Origin of the sequence: Bradyrhizobium sp. USDA 336, from assembly GCF_044908355.1 — a bacterium.
Classification (GTDB): Bacteria; Pseudomonadota; Alphaproteobacteria; order Rhizobiales; family Xanthobacteraceae; genus Bradyrhizobium; species Bradyrhizobium yuanmingense.
Genome location: NZ_JBIYDC010000002.1, coordinates 1,998,231 through 2,020,185 on the forward strand (window position 1 = coordinate 1,998,231; position 21,955 = coordinate 2,020,185).

The window sequence follows — 21,955 nt, forward strand, 5'->3', positions numbered from 1 at the left end:
GGCGGACTGCGCAAGTTTCACTTGATTCCCATCCTCTGGCATTCGGCCAATATCCACTGCCGGAATGCCTGCATCGCGTGCGTGTGCCGCTTTGATTTGAGGGACGTGAGCCAGTACGACCCAAGATGGACGCGCGTGTTGTAGGGACAGGCCAGGCGTTTCCGGGCGACCTCCTCCGAGAACAAGATGACCGGCAAAAGTGCGACCCCGCCTCCGCGAGCCGCAGCATGCGCCAAGGAAATCGATGAATCGAACATCGGACCCGTCACGCGCGGCTGGCTGCATTTCGCTGCCTCGAACCACTGTGTCCACTCGCCGGATCGGTAGGACCGCAGCAGCACTTCTTGATGGAGATCGATCGGGTCTTTCAGACGCTTCGCCATCGCTGGCGTGCACATCGGAGTGAAGGGAGCATCGACCAAGCGCTCTGCGTTGGTACCGTGCCAGGCGCCGTCGCCAAATCGAATGGCGAAGTCCAAACCCTCGGCGCCGAGATCGACACGATTGTTGTTCGCAAAGATCCTGATATCGACCTGCGGGTGGCTCGAGGTGAAAGTCTTGATGCGAGGAACGAGCCAGCCTGCTGCGAACGTTCCGACGACGCCGATCATCAGCGTCTCCCGCATGCGGCCATTTTCGAAACGATCCAGCACCTGGTTGATGCGACCGAAAGCATCGGAAATGGCAGGCAACAGCGCCTCGCCTTCCTCCGTCAGGGCAAGCCCGCGCGTGAGCCGCCTGAACAGCTCCACACGTAGGCTTCGCTCCAGAGTTCGCACTTGCTGGCTCACTGCGGCCTGCGACACACGGAGTTCCAGGCCGGCCTTGGTGAAGCTGAGGTGGCGCGCTGCCGCCTCGAAAGCACGAAGTGCGTTCAGCGGAAGATTGGAAACGCTGGGAGGTCGGCGGGCCACGTCTGATCCAAGTTTTACTTATGGTTGGCCTTACGAAGCATCGTTTGTCAATCGCGGGAGCACGCAGCAAAAAAGCGCACGTTCAATGGGAATTCACGATGCTAACGCGACGTCAGTTCGGATCATCCACACTTGTGCTCGCAGGACATTTCTTCCTCTCGAACGCTTCGAGCGCTGCGACACTCGAAACAACACGACTGTTGGAGGCCATCAGACAACTTGAAAGCAAAAGCGGCGGCCGGCTCGGCGTCACCGTGCTCGACACGCAAACCGGCGCGTCGATTCATCATAGGGGAGACGAACGATTTCCGATGTGCAGCACCTTCAAGGTGCTTGCGTCCGCAGCAATATTGAAGAGTCTGGGAGACAAGCTGGACGGCCTCGATCGCCGCGTCCGCATCGAACAATCCGATATCGTCGAGAATTCGCCGATCACCCGTGAGCATGTCGGACCGGAAGGCATGTCGCTGCGCGAACTCTGCGAGGCTGCCATTACGAGGAGCGACAATACGGCGGGGAACCTGCTTCTCAGGAACATAGGAGGCACCGCCGGCTTGACCGCCTTCGCGCGCAGCCTCGGTGACGACGTGACCCGATTGGACCGCGTCGAGACCGAGTTGAACGAAGCTGCGCCCGGCGATGTTCGCGACACGACGAGTCCAAACGCGATGGCTGAGAACTACAGGCGTCTGGTGCTCGGCAACGCGCTCCCGCCGGCAGCCCGGGAGCAGCTTTCCAAATGGATGATCGCGAACAAGACAGGTGACAGCCGATTGCGCGCCGGCTTGCCGCAGGGCTGGCGCGTGGGCGACAAGACCGGAACGGGCGGCCACGGCACCAACAACGACGTCGCGATCGCATGGCCACCTCAGCGTTCGGCGCTCATCGTGGCAGTTTATCTCACGGGCGCCTCTGTCGATTTCAGCGGCCAGAATGAGGTGATTGCCTCCGTCGGACGAGAGGTCGGCAAGGAATTCGGCTGACCGCAGAGCTGACGTTCGCGCCGAAGCGGCCGGAGGTCCTGGAAGGGAGGTCTGTGCCGGGTGCCCCTACCCCGCCCGCGCCGCGCGCCGCAGCGCCTGCGGCGGCTGGCCATAAGCGCGGATGAAGGCACGCCGCATGCGCTCGGGGTCGCGGAAGCCGGTCACCTCCGCCACGCGCTCGATCGCCTCGCGCGAGGACTGCACGCGCTCGCGCGCGACTTCGAGCCTGAGCCGCTCGATCGCCTTGGACGGCGTCGTGCCGGTCTCAGCGGCAAAGGCGCGGGCAAAATGCCGTGCGCTCATGCCGGCGCGATCGGCGAGCTCCTCCACCGTCAGCGGCGCGTCGAGATTTTCGCGCGCCCAGGATAGCAGTGCACCGAAGCGACCGTTCGGCGCCTTCAGCTCCAGCAGCGACGAGAATTGCGACTGGCCGCCGCTGCGGCGATGGTACAGCACGAGCTGGCGCGCGGTCGCCTGCGCGATCTCCTCACCGTGGTCCTCGGTGACCAGCGCGAGCGCGAGGTCGATCCCTGCGGTGATACCTGCGGATGTCCACACATTACCGTCGCGGGTAAAAATCTGGTCCGGCTCCAACTTCACCTTGGGAAAACGCGCGATGAAATCGCGCGTCCGTCCCCAATGGGTGGTGGCGCGGCGGCCATCGAGAAGCCCCGCCTCGGCCAGCACGAAGGCACCCGAGCAGACGCTCGCAACCCGAACGCCGCGCCTTGCCAGCCGCTGCACGAAAGCCCGCGTGATCTCGCAGCGCGCGGCCCCCGCGACGCCCATGCCGCCGGCCACGACGAGCGTCGTGATCGCGTTCGCCGTCTTGAAGTCACGCGCCATCATCTCGACGCCCGAAGAGCTGCGCACCAGCCCCGGCTTGGCAGCGAGAACGCGGATGGCTGGCGCCTTGCCGACGTAGCGCGCTGCGATCTCGAATGCCGAGATCGGGCCTGCCGCATCGAGCAGCTGGAAGTTCGGAAAGATCAGGATGCCGATCATTGGCCAGGCCTGGTATGTCCTAGAGTAGGCATGTCCGAAAGCGAGGGAATTATGCCATTTCTGACAGAAAGGCACCATGCCATTCTGCCGGCGTCAAGCGCATTATCGGAGGCTCCCATGACGTCACCGCTCCAGATCGGAATCCTGGTATTTCCGCGCGTCACCCAGCTCGACTTCACCGGCCCCTTGCAGGTGTTCGCCATGGTGCCGGACGCAAAGCTGCACTTGATCTGGAAGCGGATCGAGCCGGTGCCGAGCGATTCCGTGCTGACGCTGACGCCGACCACGACCTTTGCGGATTGCCCCCAGCTCGATGTCATCTGCGTGCCGGGCGGCCAGGGCACCAACGACCTTCTCAACGACGAGGACGTGCTCGAATTCCTGCGCAAGCAGGCGGCAGGCGCCAAGTACGTCACCTCGGTGTGCACGGGATCACTGGCCCTTGGCGCCGCGGGCCTCTTGAAGGGCTACCGCGCCGCCACCCATTGGAGCGCAATGGAGATGCTCGCGCAGTTCGGCGCGACGCCGACCAAGACCCGCGTCTGCGTCGATCGCAACCGCATCACCGGTGGCGGCGTCACCGCAGGCATCGATTTCGCGTTGACGCTGGTCTCGATCCTGGTCGATCGCACCACGGCCGAAGCGATCCAGCTGCAGATGGAATATAATCCAGCCCCGCCGTTCAATGCGGGATCGCCCGACACCGCGCCGGCTGAAGTGCTGGCGCTGCTGAGGGAGCGCGGCGCGCAAAACCAGGCGCGGCGGCTCGAGGCGGTGAAGCGCGCGGCCGTGCGGGTGAACTAGCTGCGACCCTCGTGTCCCGGACGCGCTGCAGCGTGCAACGCTGCTGCGCAGAGCCGGGACCCAGGAAGCTGCGGGGTCCGTTGCAGCATGGGCCCCCGGCTCTGCAGCACATCGCTAAAGAAGCGCTGCGCTGCGTCCGGGCACGTGACCCTTCCTGGACCTCTCCCAAAGAAAAAGGCCGCTCGGTTTCCCGAGCGGCCTTTCCTGTCTCACGGTGGCTGCACATTCACATCGGGCGATGTCGGAGCTTCCAGACCGGGGGCCTATCTCCCGATCGAGTCCTTCCTCGGCGGCCGCTGCATCTCGGGACAGTCGCGAACTGTTGCCCGAACCGAACGCGATGGTCTCCCATCTCCGTAAGATGGGATCATTGAGCCGCATCGCCCGCCTCGCGGCAACACCTGCGCAAGGCGGCATCCCCGCTGTTCCCGTTGTCCACAGCGGCGCGGCGCGGATGCAAGTGCATCCGCTTTGGACGATGGTGGTTCGTGAGTCGGCCGAAAGGGGCTTAGCCGGGCGTCCAGGGCTGATAGTCGCCGGTCGCCTTGGGACGCCTGCCGCTGGCGAGCGTCGAGCCGGAGGGCCGATAGGCCTTCGCTGTGCCGGTGAGATTCGGCTGGTGCGGCTTTTCCCACTCGCGCGGCTGGTAATCAATCTCGGTCGGCGGCTTGTCGACGACGTGGTGGATCCAGCCATGCCAGGACGGCGGAATCCGGCTCGCTTCCGCGTAGCCGTTATAGATCACCCAGCGCCGCTCGAAGCCGAGCGTTGGATCGATCGCCCCGCCCTGCGTGCGGTAGTAACGGTTGCCCTGCTCGTCCTCGCCGACCAGCTCGCCATACCGCTTGGTCCAGAGCTGGGTGCCAAAGGTCTGGCCATTCCACCAGGTGAAGAACTTGAGAAAGAATTGTTTCATGCGGCAAGGGCCCTGCTTCGTGGGGTCCTGATGCCATCCGGGGGGCGAAATGTCCAGTTCGGCAGGCGCGTCGGCGCCCCCGGCAAGTCCGCCTGCCGCGCACACCCCTGCCGCAAAGCGGACGCGATTCATTCATGCCCGATACAGCGGCGGGACCTGAGGCTCCATGCGCGCGCAAACCGGCGTGATCCCAGGAACCCACGCGCTTTGGCAGGGTTGCTTTCCGGGAAAGGAGTTTACCATGAACAATCTGAAATTATTGAGTGCCGCTGCGACGGTGGCGTTGGTTCTTCCCTTGGCGAGCCCGAGCATTGCGCAGCAGAGTCGTGCCGCCGCGGTCGGAGCGGGCGGTGGCGCCGCGGTCGGTGGCGGAGGTGCCGCGATCGGCGGCGGAGGTGCCGCAGTCGGCGGCGGAGGCGGCGGCTTCGGTGGCGGCGCCCGCATGGGCGGCGGCGGCGCCGCGTTCCAGGGCGGTGGCGGCGGTTTCGGGGGCGGAGCCGCGATGCGCCCGGGCGGTGGCAATTTCGCAGCCGGTGGCGCGGTTCGTCCGGGCGGTGGCAGTTTCGTCGGGGGCGCGGCAGACCGTGCCGCTATCTCGCCGAGCTTCAGTGGGACCCGTAGCGCTGCAGTCGCAGGCAACTGGCAGGGCGGCAGCGGCAACTGGCAGGGCGGCAGCGGCAACTGGAGCGGTCGTCACTGGCACGGTCGCCACCACCATCATCATCGCCACGGCGGCTTCTGGCCGGGCTTTGCGGCTGGCGCCGCGATCGGCGGCCTCGGCTCCTACGCCTATTACGGCAGCGGCTACGGCTATTACGATGATCCCTACTACTACGGCTACTATGACGAGCCGTCGGTTGCCGTGGTGCAGGATGGCGGCGGCGACGCCGCTTATTGCGCGCGGCGCTTCAAATCTTACGACCCGGCCTCGGGCACCTATCTCGGCTACGACGGCCGGCGGCATCCTTGCCCGTAAGCAGATCGCGAAGACTAGAGGCGAAAGGCGCCGCAGCGATGCGGCGCCTTTTTTGCAATCGGCGCCTTCCTCGCTCGTTTCGGCTCCATTACCTCGCGGATAAATACAAATCGATGCAAATGGACCTTTATGCACCAAACCGTGCATACCTTGCGCGATCCAATCGCAAATTGACCGGACCCACGATTCGCGGATATCACAAACCACAGTGGGGACTTCGATCTTCTGGGAAGTGTCATGCCGCGTATTCTCGTGGTTGATGACGATCCGATGGTCGGCGCGACCATCGAGGTCCTCCTCCAACGTCAGGGCTTCGACGTCACGCTGACCGACGGCGGCGAAACAGGACTGGCTGCGCTGGAATCGCAAGCCTTCGACGTCATGCTGGTCGACATCTTCATGCCGCATATGCGCGGCTTCGAATCCATCCGCATCTTTCACGAGCGCGCCCCTGCCACGCCGCTGATCGCGATGTCGGGCTATGCCTTCGCCTCGTCCGCCTCGCCCTCTCCCGATTTTCTCCGCATGGCGCTGGAACTCGGCGCAACGCGCTGCCTGCGCAAGCCGTTCACGCCGGAAGCGTTGCTGACCACGATCCGGGAATGCCTCGCCGGCGCGGACGCGAGCGCGCCGCCGAAGGACCAGAAAGAAGCCCCTTGATCCCAACGCAGCGCGTCATTCTCGGTGCTGGACTTGCCATCCTCCTGATCATCACCGCGGCGTCGATCGCCCTCGACGTCAAGTCGCGGTCCGACGCGGCGTCGGTGAACCACACCGTCCAGGTGCAAAAGAAGATCTCCGATCTGCGCGTGCTGCTGCGCCGGGCCGAGAGCGCCGCGCGCGGCTACGAACTCTATCGCAGCCAGGGCTTCAGCGACGAGTTCCAGGCGGTGCACGCCAAGATCGCGCCGGCCCTCGCCGAGCTCAAGCGCGACGTGCGCGACACCCCCGATCAGGTCGCCCTGCTTGAGGGCACCGAGCCGCTGGCGCTGCGCCGGATCGAGATCGCCGCCACCGCGATGCGCCTGCGGGCCGCCGACGACCAGGCCGGCATTGCCGCGCTCAACAGCAAGGCCGAGGGCCGCGGCCTCATGGACACGGTGATGCGCAATCTCGACCGCCTGAGCGCGGAGGAAGAACGCCTGCTCGCCGCCCGCTCCCAGGATTCGCGCCGCACCGGCGTCGTGCTGCTCGGCATCGACGTCGCCGGCGCCGTGCTGATCCTGCTCCTGGTCGCGTTGGTGATGCGCGAAAGCCGCCGCACGACGGGTGAGCTCCAGAGCTCGCTCGAGCAGACTCAAGCCGCCAAGACGGCGCTCGAGGCGGCGGTGGCCGAGCGCACTGAGCATCTCGTCGCCGCACATGACGAGCTGCGCCTGTCGGTCAACGTGCTCCAGAGCACGTTTCGCAGCATGGCGGAGGCGGTGCTGGTCATCGACGCCGAGGGCACCGTGCTGCTGTCCAATCCAGCCGCCGAGCGCATGCTGCTGCATCGCACCGGCATGAACGTCGGCAATCTGCGCGCGCTGTCCGACGTGTTCCACGGCGACGGCATCACGCCGCTTCCGGCCGACGAGCTGCCATCGACGCGCGTGCTGCGCGGCGAGCAGTTCGAAGAGCTGGAGATGATCGTCCGCCCGCACAGCGGCAACCCGCCGCGCCATCTCATGGTCAGCGGCCGGCCGATGCGGGACGGGCAAGGCAACATCTCCGGCGCGGTGCTGGTCTATCACGATGCGACGACCTCGCGCGAGACCGAGCGGCAGTTGCACCAGTCGCAGAAGCTGGATGCGATCGGCAAGCTGACCGGAGGCGTCGCGCACGACTTCAACAACATGCTCACGGTCATCTCCGGCAACACCGAGACGCTGGTGGAGAACCTGAAGGACCAGCCCGAGCTGCAGCGCACGGCCCGGCTGATCGACGATGCCGCCGAACGCTGCGCCGAGCTGATCCAGCACCTCTTGGCGTTCGCGCGCCGGCAGCCGCTCGAGCCGCGCAATGTCGACATCAACGCCGCGATCTCGGACATCGCAAAGCTTCTGCGCCCCACCCTCGGCGAGCAGATCCAGATCGAGACCGTGCTGGAACAGGGGCCGATGACGACGCATATCGATCCGTCCAGGCTCACCAACGCCGTGCTCAACATGGCGATCAACGCCCGCGACGCCATGCCGGGCGGCGGCAAGCTGCTGCTGGAGACCCACCGCGTCGTGCTCGACGAGGCCTATGCGCTGGCCAATGCCGACGTGGCAGCGGGCCCCTACATCATGCTCGCGGTCAGCGACACCGGCACCGGCATGCCCCCTGACGTGCAGCAGATGGCGTTCGAGCCCTTCTTCACCACCAAGGAGGTCGGCAAGGGATCCGGCCTTGGCCTCTCCATGGTCTACGGCTTCGTCAAGCAATCCGGCGGCCACATCAAGATCTACAGCGAGGAAGGCCACGGCACCACGATCAAGCTCTATCTGCCGCCGGGCGAAGGCGCCGCGGACGTCGCAGCCGGCGTCACGCCGACGGCCGAAGGCGGCGCCGAGACTATTTTCGTGGTCGAGGACGATCCGCTGGTCCGCAACTTCGTCACCGCGCAGCTGCAGAGCCTCGGCTACAAGACGGTCGCCGCGCCCGACGGCAAGGCGGCGCTGGACCTGATCGAGGCCGGCCAGAGCTTCGACCTGCTCTTCACCGACGTCGTCATCCCCGGCGGCATGAGCGGCCGCGAACTCGCCGAAGAGGTGGCAAGGCGCCGGCCGGGCGTGAAGGTGCTCTACACCTCCGGCTACACCGACAACGCCATCGTCCATCACGGCAAGCTCGACGACGGCGTGCTGCTGCTGACCAAGCCCTACCGGCGCAACCAGCTCGCGGAGATGATCCGGAAGGCGCTGACCGGCGGCGGGATGGCGCCGAGCTAGCGCGTGAACTCTTAAATCCGCGATGTCTGCTTATCCCCCAACAGCGGCGCAGTAGCGGACATAACAGGACGTCCGAGAAGGGCCTATAGCCGACCTTCGCAGCAACGGATCGTCCCTGCAATAGCGAGACATTCTGCTTTACATAGTGATGAGTATAGCCTGCCATGACTGCTGCGCCTGTCTCTCAGCTTGCCGGCGAGTAGCGCTCTCTGGAACGGCTCCTGCACCGCATAGAGCGCCTTCCCTTTTGCCTTCGGCAGGTCACCCGCGAAATCCCGCAGGAAGGCCTCTTCGGAAAGGCCTCCCTCGTCGCCGTCAAACACGATTCCAGCCGATGCCGGTGGAGTCGGATAGGTCTTAGCGAGCGTGGTGTAGTCTTCGCCAGCGTCCGCCGCGCGCCGCTACATAGACCAGCGCGAGACGTTCGGATGAACGCCAGCTTTGGTGACGATCATGCCGGAAAAGGAATGACCGGCCAGAACCGTTAGGCCAGCGGCCGCGCAAGCACGCGCTCGCCCGCAGCCACCGCCTCAGGAAGTGTGGTCAACGGGTTTTGCACGGAGGTGACGTTCAACCCTACCGCCTGTAAGCGCGGAATGACTTCCGACAAGCTGGAGCCGTCGGCGAACGAACTTGATCGCGGCTCAGTCGGTGATGTGCAGTAGAGCATCGACGTCAGGCGAACGGACGATGGTGCCGTCGCGTACAAATGCTTCGTGATTGGTCTCAATGCTGTTGTGGTCATAAAGATAGTTGACCATGATCCCGAAGGATTCTTGAATCGCACGCAGAGCGGTATTGCCGAGCCAATTGATGCGCTCGAGCCGTGCGCCGTTGCCGAGGTGAAAACGCGCCACGGGGTCGATGCGTATCGAGGGCTTCCGTGTCAGATAGCTAGCGCAGAGCCGCAGCAAGGGCACGCGCAGCTTCTCGCTATGCGCCGGGTCATTCCACCAGCTATCGCGCTCCAGTTGCGATAACAGCGCCGCATCGGGATCACTTGCATTTGCAAGCCGATTAGCGAGCCATTGCCGAAATCCCGGTACCGGAGATAGGGTGGAAAAACGCTTCAGCTGCGGAAACTCCGACTGCAGCTCTTCAACGACCTGCTTGATCAGGAAATTGCCGAACGCCACGCCGCGCAGTCCGTCCTGACAATTGGAGATCGAATAGAAGATCGCGGTGTCGGCGCGGGCGGCGCGCTGCCGCGCGATGGCTTCACCGTCGTCCTGCGACAACAACGGCTGCACGGCCGTGGCCAGTCCTTCCACCAAAGCAACCTCGACGAAAATCAGTGGCTCGCCTGGAAGTGCGGGATGAAAGAAGCCAAAGCAGCGCCGATCGGGTGCAAGGCGCCGGCGCAGGTCGTCCCAGCCCTTGATTTCGTGCACGGCTTCGTAGGCGATCAGCTTTTCCAGCACCGCGGCCGGTGTCTGCCAGTCGATGCGCCGCAACTCGATGAAGCCGCGGTTGAACCATGAGGCGAACAAATGCTTGAGGTCCGCGTCGAGCAACTTCAGTTCGGGGTCAGTGCGCATGTATGAAGCAATTTCGCTGCGCATTGCGATCAGCGCGCTGATCCCGCCGGGTGCCATGTTGATTCGCCGCAGCACTTCCTGGCGCGGCGGCTCGGCAGCACGCGCGAGTGCGGCCGCGGCTTCTGCGGTGCCTTCGGCGAGGTAGCGCTGCGCCGCCGCGCGCAAAGCGGGGCCGTGAGGATGAAATTCCGTGGCGAGATAGCGCTGAAAGCAGCGGCGATCGTTGTCGTGGAGTGCGCCAAGCAGCTCGCGCAATTGCCGCGCGACCAGCGCTCCTGAGGCCTGGCTGCGCTCGGAGAGCAGCGATGCTGCGAGCTGCTTCGCGCGATCGAGGGGCGGCATTGTCGTGCTGGATGGATCGTTGAAAGTTCGGCGGATTGCGGACATGACTGTTCCTCCTCAAGCTTGGGCGGTGACGGCGCGGCGGAACTTGGCCGGTGGCATGTAGAGTCCGCTCGAGGCGGCCACGAGGTCATCGATCGTCTTGGCGGCGAGCAGATCGCGCGTCGCCGTGCCGACGTCGATGCCAAGGTCTTCCGGAAACATCACGATGCCGCGACGGCGGAGGCTCTCGGTTGTGTCAGGCGATTGGCGCTTGCCAAATTCGGTGTCGCCGGCGATCGCGCGCAATGCCGCCTCGCGATCTTGCGGTGATCGGCAGCGCAACAGGTTCGCAACGGCCTTCTCGGTGATGACATGACTCACGTCGTCGCCATAGATCATCACCGGCGGCAATGCGAAGCCGGCGGAGGCGGCCAGATCGAACGCGTCCAGACGCTCGACAAAACTGGGCGTGCCGTTTGGCTGATGGGTCTGCACCATCTGCACCACAAGCTTGCGCCCGCGTAAGGGATCGCCTGCTTCCTGACCGGCGCGAAGCCAGGTGGGGCTGTCGTGGCGACGACCGCGTGCATCCGCACCCATGTTCGGCGCGCCGCCGAAGCCTGCGATCCGGTCTTTCGTGGCCGTCGAACTGTTGCCTCGCGCGTCGATTTGCAGCGTGGCGCCAACAAACATGTCGCAGGCATATTGTCCGGCGACCTGCGCCAGTGCCCGGTTCGACCGCAGGCTGCCGTCGGCGCCGATCGGGAATATATCGGCGTGCTTTGCGACGTAGCGCTCCATACCGAGCTCGGAGCCGAAGCAATAGACGCCGTCGACGAAGCCGGCTTCGATCGCCGGGATCAGGGTCGGGTGCGGGTTGAGCACGAATTGGCTCGCGATCTTGCCCTTCAGGCCACGCCGGGCGGCAAATGTCGGGAGGATCAGCTCGATCGCCGCGGTGGCGTAACCGATGCCGTGGTTGAGCCGCCGGACCTCAAATGGCTCATAGACCGCAGCAATCGCCATCATCGCCATCAGCACGTTCTCGTCCCTTACCTTGGCGGGGTCGCGCGTGAACAGAGGCTCGATCGCGTAAGGCTTTGGGCTCGGTATGACGAAATCGACCCAGTCGCCGGGGACGTCTACTCGCGGCAACCGGTCAACGATCTCGTTGACTTGCGCCACGACAATGCCGCCGCGAAAGGCCGCGGCTTCGGCGATGGTCGGCGTGTCTTCGGTGTTGGGACCGGTGTAGAGATTGCCGTTGCGGTCGGCCTTGTCGGCGACGATCAGCGCCACGTGCGGCGTCAGGTCCACCAACATCCGAGCATAGAGCTCGAGATAGGTATGGATTGCGCCGATCTTCACCGTGCCGATGCCGACCAGTTCGGCGAGCTTGCGGCTCTGCGGACCTGCGAAGGCAAAATCGAGCCGATTGGCGACACCGCGCTCGAACACGGCGAGATGATCGGGCAGCGCCAGCACCGACTGCACCATGTGCAGATCGTGAATCTGCGCCGGATTCACGCTCGTCAGGGCGGCGGCAAGAAAATCGGCCTGCTTCTGATTGTCGCCCTCGATGGCAACGCGGTCGCCCGGCTCGATGATCGCTTCGAGCAACTCGGTCGCGCGCTCGGCAGGGCAGAGCTTTTCAGAGCAGATCGTGGCGGCCCGAGCTAGCCTCACGGAGCGATCCGCTCCCCGTCGTGATGTGGCGTGCATGATGAACCTCCTTCGCTCGACGCTGTCTTCGATGCAGAAGTTAGGTGACCAGCATTGATTATAGAAACGATATTTTGTAATGTTACTGATTATGAATTTGGATCAATTGACATGCTGGAATTCGAGCTTTTGCGTTCCTTTGTTGCCGTCGCGGATTGCGGCGGCTTCCACCGCGCCGCCGAACGGCTCAATCTGACGCAGTCGACCATCAGCCAGCAGGTCAAGCGATTGGAGCTTGAAACCAAACGTCCGCTGTTCCGGCGCACGACCCGCAGCGTCGCGCTGACCGACGATGGAGAGATGCTGCTGGGTGACGCCCGTCGTCTGTTGCAACTCGAGGAGGCGGCCCGCCATCGACTGTCAGCGCCGCGTTTGTCAGGAGCCGTGCGTCTTGGAGTGGTCGAGGAAGTCGCCGGCGGCTCGCTGCCATCGGCGCTGGGACGCTTCGCCATGTTGCACGCGAGCGTGAAGCTCGAGGTGCAGATCGGCGTTAGTGCGGAATTGATCGAGCAGTTGAACAAGGGACGACTCGACGTCGTGTTCGCTAAGCGTCCGCTCGGTACGTCGCGTGGGCGCCTGGTCTGGCGCGAACCCATGGTCTGGGCCGCCGCCGACGCGTTTGATCTGGTTCCGGGCGCGGTGCTGCCGCTGGCGCTCTATCGCGAGCGGTCAGTATCGCGTGAGGCAGCGCTCGCCGCGCTAAATGACAGCGAACTGACGTGGGAGATCATCTATACCAGCCCCAGCCTGACAGGTGTGCGCGCGGCGGCGCTCGCTGGTCTCGCCATCACGCCGCTTCCCGCGAGCGCGGTCATTGCAGGTTTGCGCATTCTGGGATCGCAAGAGGGGCTGCCGCGCCTTCCTGACCTTGAGTTCGCAATCTATGAGAAAGCCCGGCCCGAAAAGGCCGCGGCGGCGCTGGCCGCAGCGCTTCTGGCACTTGGGCAATCGCCAGCGCGCCCGACGATTTAGCGCCCTACGTTCCGTTGCGGGTCCAAACCCCAGGGTGCAGATTGGTTCATCTCGCAATGATGAGGATCCGTCAGGCGGTATTGAGCGCATCGGTCCCATGACGGCTCTGGGTCACAAGCAGTAATGCTCTGGCAGATCAGAATATCTCCGCTCGTCCTCAGGAGCGAACATTGCCTTTATGAGTACACCCCCTAGCCCGTATGAGTACACGCACTAGCCCGTGAGTTGCCGAAGGCGCTGCAGTCACCCAATCTATGAGGTCGTGGGCACTGGCTCAGGATGTGAGTTCCAACTGTCCTCTTGAGACGCCATAGCTAGCTCGGATCCGCGCTGGAGGTGTTCGGACACCGCGCGATGCAACGCGTAAGGCCGTTTTGGTCTTAACCGGGCCGGTCTCAAGCAAAAATCAAGCGCATCTCAAGGACAAAGCGTCTCACCAACCCAGTCTCTGAGCATGCTCTCGGCGACAAATGTTGGAGTCGGTGTCGCGAGAGTCCGCTTGCGGAGCGCGATACCAAGCGCAGTCACCAGATGCACGGCTCGGATCTTGGTCTGCGGCCGGAACTGCCGGCCCAGTTTCGACAGGTGCTCGCATGAAGAGACGAGAGTTCATCTTATTGATTGGTGGAGGACTGGCCTGGCCTGCGATCGCACGGGCGCAGGGCGGAACCAAGCTGCATCGTATCTTCTGGGTCTCGACTGAGTCCGAACCGGATCCCTTCCTGGACGGCTTTCGCGAGGGAATGCGCGCGCTGGGATACGTCGAGGGCAGGAACGTAACCTTCGAGACGCATTATGCTCCTGGAAATCCGCAGGCACTGCGCAAGATCGTCTCCGAGTTGCAGCGAGCGGATATCGACCTCGTGGTCTCGGGCGGTCCGGCGACACGCGCCATGACTGCCGTCACCGACATCCCCGTGCTGTTTGCATTGAGCGGCGACCCCGTCGCTTTGGGTGTGGTGAAGAGCCTTTCTCACCCCGGCACCAATTTCACCGGCAGCACATTCCTGTCACTCGAGCTGGCAGGAAAGCGCGTTGAGCTGCTCAAGGACATCTATCCAAAGCTGCGAAAACTGGCGGTCTTCTCGAACACGGATCATCCGGGAGAGCCGCTGGAATGGCGTGCGACCTTGGAGTCGTGCCGAAATCTCGGCATTGAGGCAGCCTACGTTCCGTTCTCCGGCGCTCGCGAAATCGAGAACGGGTTGATGGCTGCCGGCAAGGTGGACGCGGATGCTCTCCTCGTCTTTCCCGATGCTGTGACGCTGGTGCATCGTGCGAAGATTGCGGAGCTTGCAATCGCGCACCGGCTGCCCTCGATGTTTGGCTGGTCCGAATATTGTGACGCTGGAGGTCTCTTGAGCTACGGCGCAAACCAGCGCACGACCTATTTTCGGCTTGCCAATTACGCCGATCGTATCCTGCGCGGTGAAGATCCGTCAGATCTTCCGGTGATACGTCCCGAGAAGTTTGAACTGGCAGTCAATATGAAGACAGCCAGGCTTCTGGGCATCGATCTGGATGTGTCGTCGATCCTGTTTCGCGCCAGCAAGGTGATCTCCTGAGCGTAGTTATGACGGACGGTGCTGCGCAGCCCTCTTCGTGTACGATGCCCCCGCGTCGCTCGCTGTTCTGCAAGTACTTCGCGACGTTGTTTGTCGCTGCGGTCGTGCCTCTGATACTCGGCGCGGCCGTCGAGGCTTCTTTCGGCTACCGAGACCAGCGCCGCCAGATCAGCGCGGTGCTGCAGGCCGATGCTCGCTCGGCGTCCGACAGGATCGAGGCGTTCAGCGAAGGCATCCGAGATCAGCTGGGTTGGATGGTGCAGCTTCCCTGGGCTGCCGGAGGCGATGCGCAACATAAGATCGATGCCTTGCGTCTCCTCCAGCAGGTGCCTGCTATCGTTTCGGTTTCGCTCTTGGATGAGACCGGCACCGAACGGGTCTTTGTCTCCAGGCTGCATCTGAACAGGACCGGACGCGGCATTGATATGTCTGCAGATCCCGCTGTTCTGGGCGCTCGCGCCAACAAAGTCTGGTACGGACCGGTTCAGTACCAGCGAGATTCAGAGCCCTACATGAGGATCGCGGTTGCCGGGAGCCTGCCGGAAGCGGGGGTTGCGATCGCCGAGGTCAATCTGAAGCTGATCTGGGATGTCATCGCAGCCATCAGAATTGGCGAGACCGGCTACGCCATTGTTGTCGATAACTCCGGTCATCTGATCGCACATCCCGATATCAGTCTGGTTCTGCGCGGTCGCGCCAGCTCGGGCAGTTTCGGCCGGATCAAGCATCTCGTCGGCGCGGCGAACGGAGCGGCGGTGATAACCGGGGACCAAGGCAACCCGGTGGTGGCGCTATCCGTTCAGGCCGCCGATGTGGGATGGACGGTGATCGCGATGCTGCCGACCTCGGAAGCCTTTGCATCAATTCGCGCGGCGTTGTGGCGATCGTCGATCCTCATTGCCTTCGGTGTTCTTATCGCGCTGGCGCTCGCCTATTGGCGCGCGCACAGAATGTCCGGTCCGATCAAGCAACTGGAAGAGGGCGTGGAGCGGATCAGAACCGGACAATTCGAGCATCGTATCAAAATCTTCAGCGGTGACGAGTTGCAGCAGCTGGCGTTGCGCTTCAATGAAATGGCTTCTGAACTGGCGATCTCGCAGCAGAAATCTGCGCGGATCGAACGGCTGAAGCAGTTCCTGCCGTCACAGGTCGCCGAGTTGGTCGAACATTCTCACGAACTGCTCGAAGGGCAGCGACGTGAAGTGGCTGTCATTTTTGGCGACTTGCGCGGCTTCACGGCGTTCTCCACGCGCAATGAACCCGATGTCATCATGGCCGTCATGCGAGAATACTACGAGGCCGTCGGCGCCGTGACGACTCGTCACGAGGCAACGCTCATCGGCTTTGATGGCGACGGAGTCATGCTCCTGGTCAATGCCCCGGTCGCATGCGAACAGCCGGCAACTCAAGCCGTCCGGCTCGCGATCGACCTGCAAATGACGGTGCAGTCCCTTGCCGGCAAATGGTGTGACGCCGGCCACGCGATCGGCTTTGGTGTGGGCGTTGCCATGGGACCGGCAACGGTAGGAACCGTTGGTTATAACGGTCGGCTGGACTACACGGCAATGGGAGCCGTGGTGAATCTGGCGTCGCGGCTCTGCAGTCTCGCAAAGGACGCCCAGATCCTGGCTGATCCCACGATCGCTGGAAGGGTCAGGGATAGCGTGCCGATGGCATCGCTCGGACAGCGAACCATCAAAGGCTACGACCGGGCTCTCGAGGTCTTTGCCGTCGCACCTGCTGACCTTCCGTCGAAACCGCCGGGCTCGGCACGACGAATGCGAGAGAAAGAGGCCCAGGACCACTGATACCCCGGCGTCCCGACGGCTTACCCCCGTGTCGCCAGCACCACCGCGGCCAGCGTAAACACCAGCCCCGCGATCTGCCCTGGCCCGAGCGGCTCGCCAAGCGCGACCGCCGAGGCCACGACGCCGATCACCGGCACCGCCATGGTGCCGATCGCGGCGACCGAGGCCGGCAGGCGCGCCAGCGCTGCGAACCAGCTGACATAGGCGATGCAGAACTGCCCGACGACCGAATAGACCAGCAGCCACCAGCCAAGCGGCGTCACATGCGACAAATGCGTGGTCTCGATCAGGAGGCCAATGATCGAGATCGGCAGGCAGCCGATCCCGATCTGCCAGGCTGCCGCCGTGAGCGGCGGCAGGTGAATCGGGTACTTCTTCGAGAGCACCGTGCCGAGGGCAAAGCCGAACGCACCGACGAGTACCATGATGATGCCCGGCAGCTTTTCCGTGCTGGCGGCAAGGCCGTTGCCCCCCATGATCGAGGCAAGCCCTGCGAAAGCCAGCACCAGCCCAAGCGTGCGCAAGACCGTCGGCCGCTCCCCAAGCACCGGCCAGGCGATGATCGAGGCCCAGACCGGCATCGTATAGGCGATCAGCGCCGCCTCGCTCGCCGGCAGCCAGAGCAGCGCCAGCCCCATCAGCACCATCCAGCCGGTGACGTTGAGCGCGGCTGCGGTGAGCAGGCGCGGCCAGATCACACCCTCTACGTGCAGGCTTTGCCGCCGGATCACCGCAAGCAGCGCCAGCAGCAGCGCGCCGAGCACGCCGGTGACCCCGCGCAGCGTCAAAGGCGGAAGCTCGGCCAGCAGGAACTTCGTCACGGGCCAGTTGAATCCCCAGCCGATCGACGTGATCGCAAGGAACATCAGGCCGGCCGGGGCGATGCGCGACCGCACGCCCGGCGTCGAATCAAGCATGTCAGGTAGTCCGGCAAAATCTGGGACCACCTTGGCCCGGATTCGCAGGTCCCACCACCGCTCTGGCGGGCATGCCTGCCCTCACCGTCCGTAGGGCTACGTGAGTCCTGCTGGCGCAATCCCATTGCTCAAAAATATACCTGCCCTGTGAACAGCGGGATGAAGGCCCCGCGTCATCACGGCATGCAAATTTTTTCAGTTGGGAATCCCTGAGGACTCACTGATACTTGGGTCCACGACAGGCGCGGCGAAGACCCCTGTTATCCCCCACAATCCACCATATTTAGTATTTGATTCAGGAACTCGCACTAGTTCTTGACGGGCGCAACGGAGAGTCCTAGCTTTCGGTCCGTTCGGCGCGAGTGAGTTTGCGTCCCGCCGGCACTCCCCCAAAGGGTCTCGCAAATTTCAGCTCCGCCAGCCGGCCAAAGGCTGCGGATGAGGGCTTGTCTGCCCTCGGAATGCAGGCTCTTCGGGGCGCCAGAACGGGCCGGCAACAGGCTCGGATGGCATCGATGACGAAGTGACGTTGTGGGGCGTTGAACGCATGTCGCGCACATCCCCTTGGGGGCGGATGGGTGTGGACATGCCGGCGGGATGATCGATGCGACGCATCGAGCTCGCGCCGGGAAAAAACAGGGCCGGATCCACCGGCTGAACTGCGGAGCCCCGAGGCCGAACGGCTGAAGGCGCCGCGAATGCAATGACGACCCGGCACGCCCACAACGAGGGGCGGGACCGGTCAAAGAAAAGGACGGGGCAAGACCATGCGGATTGAGCGGCGCCACACCACTTCGGGACAGTCACCTTATGCAGGAATCGAATTCCGCCTGACCACGTCGGAGATTCGCAATCCCGACGGCTCGGTCGTGTTCAAGCTTGATAACGTCGAGGTGCCGAGCGAGTGGTCGCAGGTCGCCTCCGACGTGCTGGCCCAGAAATATTTCCGCAAAGCCGGCGTTGCCGCGCGCCTGAAGAAGGTCGAGGAGGAATCCGTCCCCTCCTTCCTGTGGCGCTCCGTGCCCGACACTGATGCCCTCGCCGCGCTGCCCGAGAAGGAGCGCTATGTCAGCGAGCTCTCGGCCAAGCAGGTGTTCGACCGCCTCGCCGGCTGCTGGACCTATTGGGGCTGGAAGGGCAAGTACTTCTCGACCGACGACGACGCCCAGGCCTTCTATGACGAGCTCCGCTACATGCTCGCCATGCAGATGGTCGCGCCGAACTCGCCGCAATGGTTCAACACCGGCCTGCACTGGGCCTATGGCATCGACGGCCCCGGCCAGGGCCATTATTACGTCGATCCCTTCACGGCTAAGCTGACCAAGTCCAAATCGGCCTACGAGCACCCGCAGCCGCATGCCTGCTTCATCCAGGGCGTCGGCGACGACCTCGTCAACGAGGGCGGCATCATGGACCTCTGGGTCCGCGAGGCGCGCCTGTTCAAATACGGCTCCGGCACCGGCTCCAACTTCTCGCGCCTGCGCGGCGAAGGCGAAAAGCTGTCCGGCGGCGGCCGCTCCTCGGGCCTGATGAGCTTCCTCAAGATCGGCGACCGCGCCGCCGGCGCGATCAAGAGCGGCGGCACCACGCGCCGCGCCGCCAAGATGGTCGTCGTCGACGTCGATCACCCCGACATCGAGACCTATATCGACTGGAAGGTGAAGGAGGAGCAGAAGGTCGCCGCCCTCGTCACGGGCTCCAAGATCAACCAGAAGCATCTCAAGGCGGTGCTGAAGGCCTGCGTGAATTGCGAAGGCTCGGGCGACGATTGCTTCGACCCCGAGAAGAACCCTGCCCTGCGCCGGGAAATCAAGCTCGCCCGCCGCAGCCTCGTTCCCGACAATTACATCAAGCGCGTCATCCAGTTTGCCAAGCAGGGCTACAAGGACATCCAGTTCGACACCTACGACACCGACTGGGACAGCGAAGCCTATCTCACCGTTTCGGGGCAGAACTCCAACAACTCGGTCTCGCTCAAGGACGACTTCCTGCGCGCGGTCGAGACCGACGGCGACTGGAATCTCAACGCCCGCACCTCGAAGAAGGCGACGAAAACGCTGAAGGCGCGCGACCTCTGGGAAAAGATCGGCTACGCCGCCTGGGCCTCGGCCGATCCGGGCCTGCACTTCAACACCACGATGAACGACTGGCACACCTGCAAGGCGTCCGGCGACATCCGCGCGTCCAATCCGTGCTCGGAATACATGTTCCTGGACGACACGGCGTGCAACCTCGCCTCGGCGAACCTGCTGACGTTCTACAACACCGAGACCAAGCGCTTCGACGTCGAAGGCTATGAGCATCTCTGCCGGCTCTGGACCATCGTGCTGGAAATTTCCGTCATGATGGCGCAGTTCCCGTCGAAGGCGATCGCCGAGCTCTCCTACGAGTTCCGCACGCTCGGCCTCGGCTACGCCAATATCGGCGGCCTCCTGATGACCATGGGCCTGCCCTATGACAGCAAGGAGGGCCGTGCGATCGCCGGCGCGCTGACCGCGATCATGACCGGCATCACCTACAAGACCTCCGCGGAAATGGCTGCCGAGCTCGGCACCTTCCCCGGCTACAAGAAGAACGCCGCGCACATGCTGCGCGTGATCCGCAACCACCGCCGCGCCGCCCACGGCCAGTCCAACGGCTATGAGGCGCTCAGCGTCAACCCGGTGCCGCTCGACCTCGTCTCCTGCCCGCAAGGAGACCTCGTCAGCCATGCCCAGGCGGCCTGGGATGCGGCGCTCGAGCTCGGCGAGAAGCACGGCTATCGCAACGCCCAGACCACGGTGATCGCGCCGACCGGCACGATCGGCCTCGTCATGGATTGCGACACCACCGGCATCGAGCCGGACTTCGCGCTGGTCAAGTTCAAGAAGCTCGCTGGCGGCGGCTACTTCAAGATCATCAACCGTGCGGTGCCGGCCGCGCTGCGGGCGCTCGGCTATCGCGAGAGCGAGATCGCGGAGATCGAGGCCTACGCCGTCGGCCACGGCTCGCTCTCCAACGCGCCCGGCATCAACGCCTCGACCCTGAAGGCAAAAGGCTTCACCGATGAAGCCATCGCCAAGGTCGAGAAGGCGCTGCCAACCGCGTTCGACATCAAGTTCGCCTTCAACAAGTGGACCTTTGGCGAGGACTTCATCCGCGACCAGCTCGGCATCGGCGCGGAAGCGATCGCAGCCCCCGGCTTCGACCTGCTCCAGGCTGTTGGCTTCACCAAGCGCGAGATCGAGGCGGCCAACGTCCACATCTGCGGCGCGATGACGGTGGAAGGTGCCCCGCACCTCAAGGCCGAGCATTATCCGGTGTTCGACTGCGCCAATCCCTGCGGCAAGATCGGCAAGCGCTATCTGTCGGTCGAGAGCCACATCCGCATGATGGCGGCGGCGCAGCCCTTCATCTCGGGTGCGATCTCCAAGACCATCAACATGCCGAACGACGCCACGGTGGAGGACTGCAAGTCCGCCTACATGCTGTCGTGGAAGCTCGCATTGAAAGCCAACGCGCTCTATCGCGACGGCTCAAAACTCTCGCAGCCGCTCAACTCGCAGCTCATCAGCGACGATGAGGACGAGGACGATGCGGTCGAGCTGCTGCACGAAAAACCCATGGCGGCGCGCGCCACGCATGTGGCCGAAAAGGTCGTCGAGAAGCTGGTCGAGCGCATCGTTGTGATGCGCGAGCGCGAGAAGATGCCGGACCGACGCAAGGGCTACACCCAGAAGGCGGTCGTCGGCGGCCACAAGGTGTACTTGCGCACCGGCGAATACGATGACGGCCGTCTCGGCGAGATCTTCATCGACATGCACAAGGAAGGCGCGGCGCTGCGCTCCTTCATCAACAACTTCGCCATCGCGGTGTCGCTCGGCCTGCAATACGGCGTGCCGCTGGACGAATATGTCGACGCCTTCACCTTCACCCGCTTCGAGCCGGCGGGCCCCGTGCAGGGCAACGACAGCATCAAGTACGCGACCTCGATCCTGGACTACGTCTTCCGCGAGCTCGCGGTGAGCTATCTGTCCCGCTTCGACCTCGCCCACGTCGATCCCAACGAGACGGGTTTTGACGCGCTCGGCAAGGGCGTCGAGGAAGGCAAGGAGCCCGAGGAGGACGGCGGCCACCACGCGACAAAACTGGTCTCGCGCGGCCTCACCCGCTCGCGCACGGACAACCTCGTCGTGATGCGCGGCGGCAGCACCGCCATCAGCCAGGGCAACGACAGCGCGCCCTCAGGCGGCAGCAAGGTCACGGCCCTGGCCCACGGCGCCTCGGCCCGTGTTGGCGACGCCATCGAAGGCGCCGTCGCCCTGAAGCAGGAAGTCCAGCACGACCTCTCGCCGACGGAGAAGCTCGAGCAGCTGCAATGGAGCAAGGCCGGCACCGCCGCGACCGCCGCCCCCACCAAGGCCGAGCGCCGCGCGGAGGCGAAGGCCAAGGGCTACGAGGGCGAGATGTGCAGCGAGTGCGGCAACTTCACGCTGGTGCGGAATGGGACCTGCATGAAGTGCGATACGTGTGGCAGCACGACGGGGTGTTCGTGATCGAGCACTAACAAAGTGAGCGCATGCCCGGCCGATCCCGGGCATGCGTAAGGCGTAGGTT

At 64.0% G+C, this 21,955-nt stretch carries 15 protein-coding genes and 1 pseudogene; 9 read left to right on the forward strand and 7 right to left on the reverse strand.

Annotation, left to right across the window (positions count from 1 at the left end; all coding sequences use genetic code 11):
- Positions 1-17 precede the first annotated feature (17 nt).
- Entirely contained in the window at positions 18-914 is an 897-nt protein-coding gene (locus tag ABIA45_RS10280) for a LysR family transcriptional regulator (RefSeq protein ID WP_271546751.1), read from the reverse strand.
- A gap of 200 nt (positions 915-1,114) precedes the next feature.
- On the opposite strand from ABIA45_RS10280, the gene bla reads away from it, so the two are divergent.
- Positions 1,115-1,897: a class A beta-lactamase gene (gene bla, locus ABIA45_RS10285; RefSeq protein WP_271546753.1), complete on the forward strand. Its 783-nt coding sequence runs from the start codon at positions 1,115-1,117 to the stop codon at positions 1,895-1,897.
- A 66-nt stretch (positions 1,898-1,963) separates the two neighbouring features.
- Here bla and ABIA45_RS10290 read toward each other — a convergent pair whose 3' ends face one another.
- Complete coding sequence (locus ABIA45_RS10290) at positions 1,964-2,902, reverse strand: GlxA family transcriptional regulator (RefSeq protein ID WP_271546755.1); 939 nt, start codon at positions 2,900-2,902, stop codon at positions 1,964-1,966.
- A gap of 117 nt (positions 2,903-3,019) precedes the next feature.
- Here ABIA45_RS10290 and ABIA45_RS10295 point away from each other — a divergent pair, with 117 nt between their 5' ends.
- Positions 3,020-3,706: a DJ-1/PfpI family protein gene (locus tag ABIA45_RS10295; RefSeq protein WP_404651922.1), complete on the forward strand. Its 687-nt coding sequence runs from the start codon at positions 3,020-3,022 to the stop codon at positions 3,704-3,706.
- A gap of 508 nt (positions 3,707-4,214) precedes the next feature.
- On the opposite strand, the gene ABIA45_RS10300 is transcribed toward ABIA45_RS10295, so the two are convergent.
- Positions 4,215-4,622 carry an NADH:ubiquinone oxidoreductase subunit NDUFA12 gene (locus ABIA45_RS10300; protein ID WP_157288059.1) on the reverse strand — a complete coding sequence of 136 codons (408 nt, stop codon included), beginning with the start codon at positions 4,620-4,622 and terminating at the stop codon, positions 4,215-4,217.
- 241 nt (positions 4,623-4,863) lie between these two features.
- Between ABIA45_RS10300 and ABIA45_RS10305 the strand changes: the two genes are divergently transcribed.
- The 3 genes from ABIA45_RS10305 (at position 4,864) to ABIA45_RS10315 (ending at position 8,513) form a co-directional block, all read left to right on the forward strand.
- Complete coding sequence (locus ABIA45_RS10305; protein ID WP_404651924.1) at positions 4,864-5,598, forward strand: BA14K family protein; 735 nt, start codon at positions 4,864-4,866, stop codon at positions 5,596-5,598.
- A 237-nt stretch (positions 5,599-5,835) separates the two neighbouring features.
- On the forward strand, positions 5,836-6,258 hold the full coding sequence (locus tag ABIA45_RS10310; protein ID WP_157287617.1) for a response regulator: 423 nt from the start codon (positions 5,836-5,838) through the stop codon (positions 6,256-6,258).
- Complete coding sequence (locus ABIA45_RS10315) at positions 6,255-8,513, forward strand: CHASE3 domain-containing protein (protein WP_404651925.1); 2,259 nt, start codon at positions 6,255-6,257, stop codon at positions 8,511-8,513. Before ABIA45_RS10310 ends, ABIA45_RS10315 begins: the two co-directional genes overlap by 4 nt.
- Before the next feature lie 188 nt (positions 8,514-8,701).
- Here ABIA45_RS10315 and ABIA45_RS10320 read toward each other — a convergent pair.
- The 3 genes and pseudogenes from ABIA45_RS10320 to mdcA form a co-directional block, all read right to left on the reverse strand.
- Positions 8,702-9,258, reverse strand: a pseudogene (locus tag ABIA45_RS10320) (alpha/beta hydrolase); the annotation flags it as partial.
- A complete protein-coding gene (locus tag ABIA45_RS10325) occupies positions 9,158-10,438 on the reverse strand; it encodes a malonyl-CoA decarboxylase domain-containing protein (protein ID WP_404651927.1) in 1,281 nt (426 codons plus the stop codon). The gene ABIA45_RS10325 and the pseudogene ABIA45_RS10320, both read right to left, overlap by 101 nt.
- 12 nt (positions 10,439-10,450) lie before the next feature.
- Positions 10,451-12,097: a malonate decarboxylase subunit alpha gene (gene mdcA, locus ABIA45_RS10330; protein WP_404651928.1), complete on the reverse strand. Its 1,647-nt coding sequence runs from the start codon at positions 12,095-12,097 to the stop codon at positions 10,451-10,453.
- A gap of 111 nt (positions 12,098-12,208) precedes the next feature.
- Here mdcA and ABIA45_RS10335 point away from each other — a divergent pair, with 111 nt between their 5' ends.
- The 3 genes from ABIA45_RS10335 to ABIA45_RS10345 all read left to right on the forward strand — a co-directional run bounded on the left by ABIA45_RS10335 (position 12,209) and on the right by ABIA45_RS10345 (position 16,442).
- Entirely contained in the window at positions 12,209-13,069 is an 861-nt protein-coding gene (locus ABIA45_RS10335; protein WP_036000125.1) for a LysR substrate-binding domain-containing protein, read from the forward strand.
- 593 nt (positions 13,070-13,662) lie between these two features.
- Positions 13,663-14,634, forward strand: a complete 972-nt coding sequence (locus ABIA45_RS10340) for an ABC transporter substrate-binding protein (RefSeq protein ID WP_404651930.1) — start codon at positions 13,663-13,665, stop codon at positions 14,632-14,634.
- A gap of 8 nt (positions 14,635-14,642) precedes the next feature.
- Complete coding sequence (locus ABIA45_RS10345; protein WP_404651931.1) at positions 14,643-16,442, forward strand: adenylate/guanylate cyclase domain-containing protein; 1,800 nt, start codon at positions 14,643-14,645, stop codon at positions 16,440-16,442.
- Positions 16,443-16,462: 20 nt separating this feature from the next.
- On the opposite strand, the gene ABIA45_RS10350 is transcribed toward ABIA45_RS10345, so the two are convergent.
- Positions 16,463-17,359, reverse strand: a complete 897-nt coding sequence (locus tag ABIA45_RS10350) for a DMT family transporter (RefSeq protein WP_404651932.1) — start codon at positions 17,357-17,359, stop codon at positions 16,463-16,465.
- Between the two features lie 767 nt (positions 17,360-18,126).
- Here ABIA45_RS10350 and ABIA45_RS10355 point away from each other — a divergent pair.
- Positions 18,127-21,894: a vitamin B12-dependent ribonucleotide reductase gene (locus ABIA45_RS10355; RefSeq protein WP_404651934.1), complete on the forward strand. Its 3,768-nt coding sequence runs from the start codon at positions 18,127-18,129 to the stop codon at positions 21,892-21,894.
- The last annotated feature ends 61 nt before the right edge of the window (positions 21,895-21,955 follow it).

What these genes read in the sequence shown, in the direction of transcription:
- ABIA45_RS10290 (WP_271546755.1), bottom strand. Translation starts at nt 2,902, where the DNA reads ATGATCGGCATCCTGATCTTTCCGAACTTCCAGCTGCTCGATGCGGCA.
- ABIA45_RS10335 (WP_036000125.1), top strand. Translation starts at nt 12,209, where the DNA reads ATGCTGGAATTCGAGCTTTTGCGTTCCTTTGTTGCCGTCGCGGATTGC.
- ABIA45_RS10355 (WP_404651934.1), top strand. Translation starts at nt 18,127, where the DNA reads ATGCGGATTGAGCGGCGCCACACCACTTCGGGACAGTCACCTTATGCA.
- ABIA45_RS10340 (WP_404651930.1), top strand. Translation starts at nt 13,663, where the DNA reads ATGAAGAGACGAGAGTTCATCTTATTGATTGGTGGAGGACTGGCCTGG.
- ABIA45_RS10300 (WP_157288059.1), bottom strand. Translation starts at nt 4,622, where the DNA reads ATGAAACAATTCTTTCTCAAGTTCTTCACCTGGTGGAATGGCCAGACC.
- ABIA45_RS10325 (WP_404651927.1), bottom strand. Translation starts at nt 10,438, where the DNA reads ATGTCCGCAATCCGCCGAACTTTCAACGATCCATCCAGCACGACAATG.
- ABIA45_RS10345 (WP_404651931.1), top strand. Translation starts at nt 14,643, where the DNA reads ATGACGGACGGTGCTGCGCAGCCCTCTTCGTGTACGATGCCCCCGCGT.
- mdcA (WP_404651928.1), bottom strand. Translation starts at nt 12,097, where the DNA reads ATGCACGCCACATCACGACGGGGAGCGGATCGCTCCGTGAGGCTAGCT.
- ABIA45_RS10310 (WP_157287617.1), top strand. Translation starts at nt 5,836, where the DNA reads ATGCCGCGTATTCTCGTGGTTGATGACGATCCGATGGTCGGCGCGACC.
- ABIA45_RS10295 (WP_404651922.1), top strand. Translation starts at nt 3,020, where the DNA reads ATGACGTCACCGCTCCAGATCGGAATCCTGGTATTTCCGCGCGTCACC.
- ABIA45_RS10305 (WP_404651924.1), top strand. Translation starts at nt 4,864, where the DNA reads ATGAACAATCTGAAATTATTGAGTGCCGCTGCGACGGTGGCGTTGGTT.
- ABIA45_RS10350 (WP_404651932.1), bottom strand. Translation starts at nt 17,359, where the DNA reads ATGCTTGATTCGACGCCGGGCGTGCGGTCGCGCATCGCCCCGGCCGGC.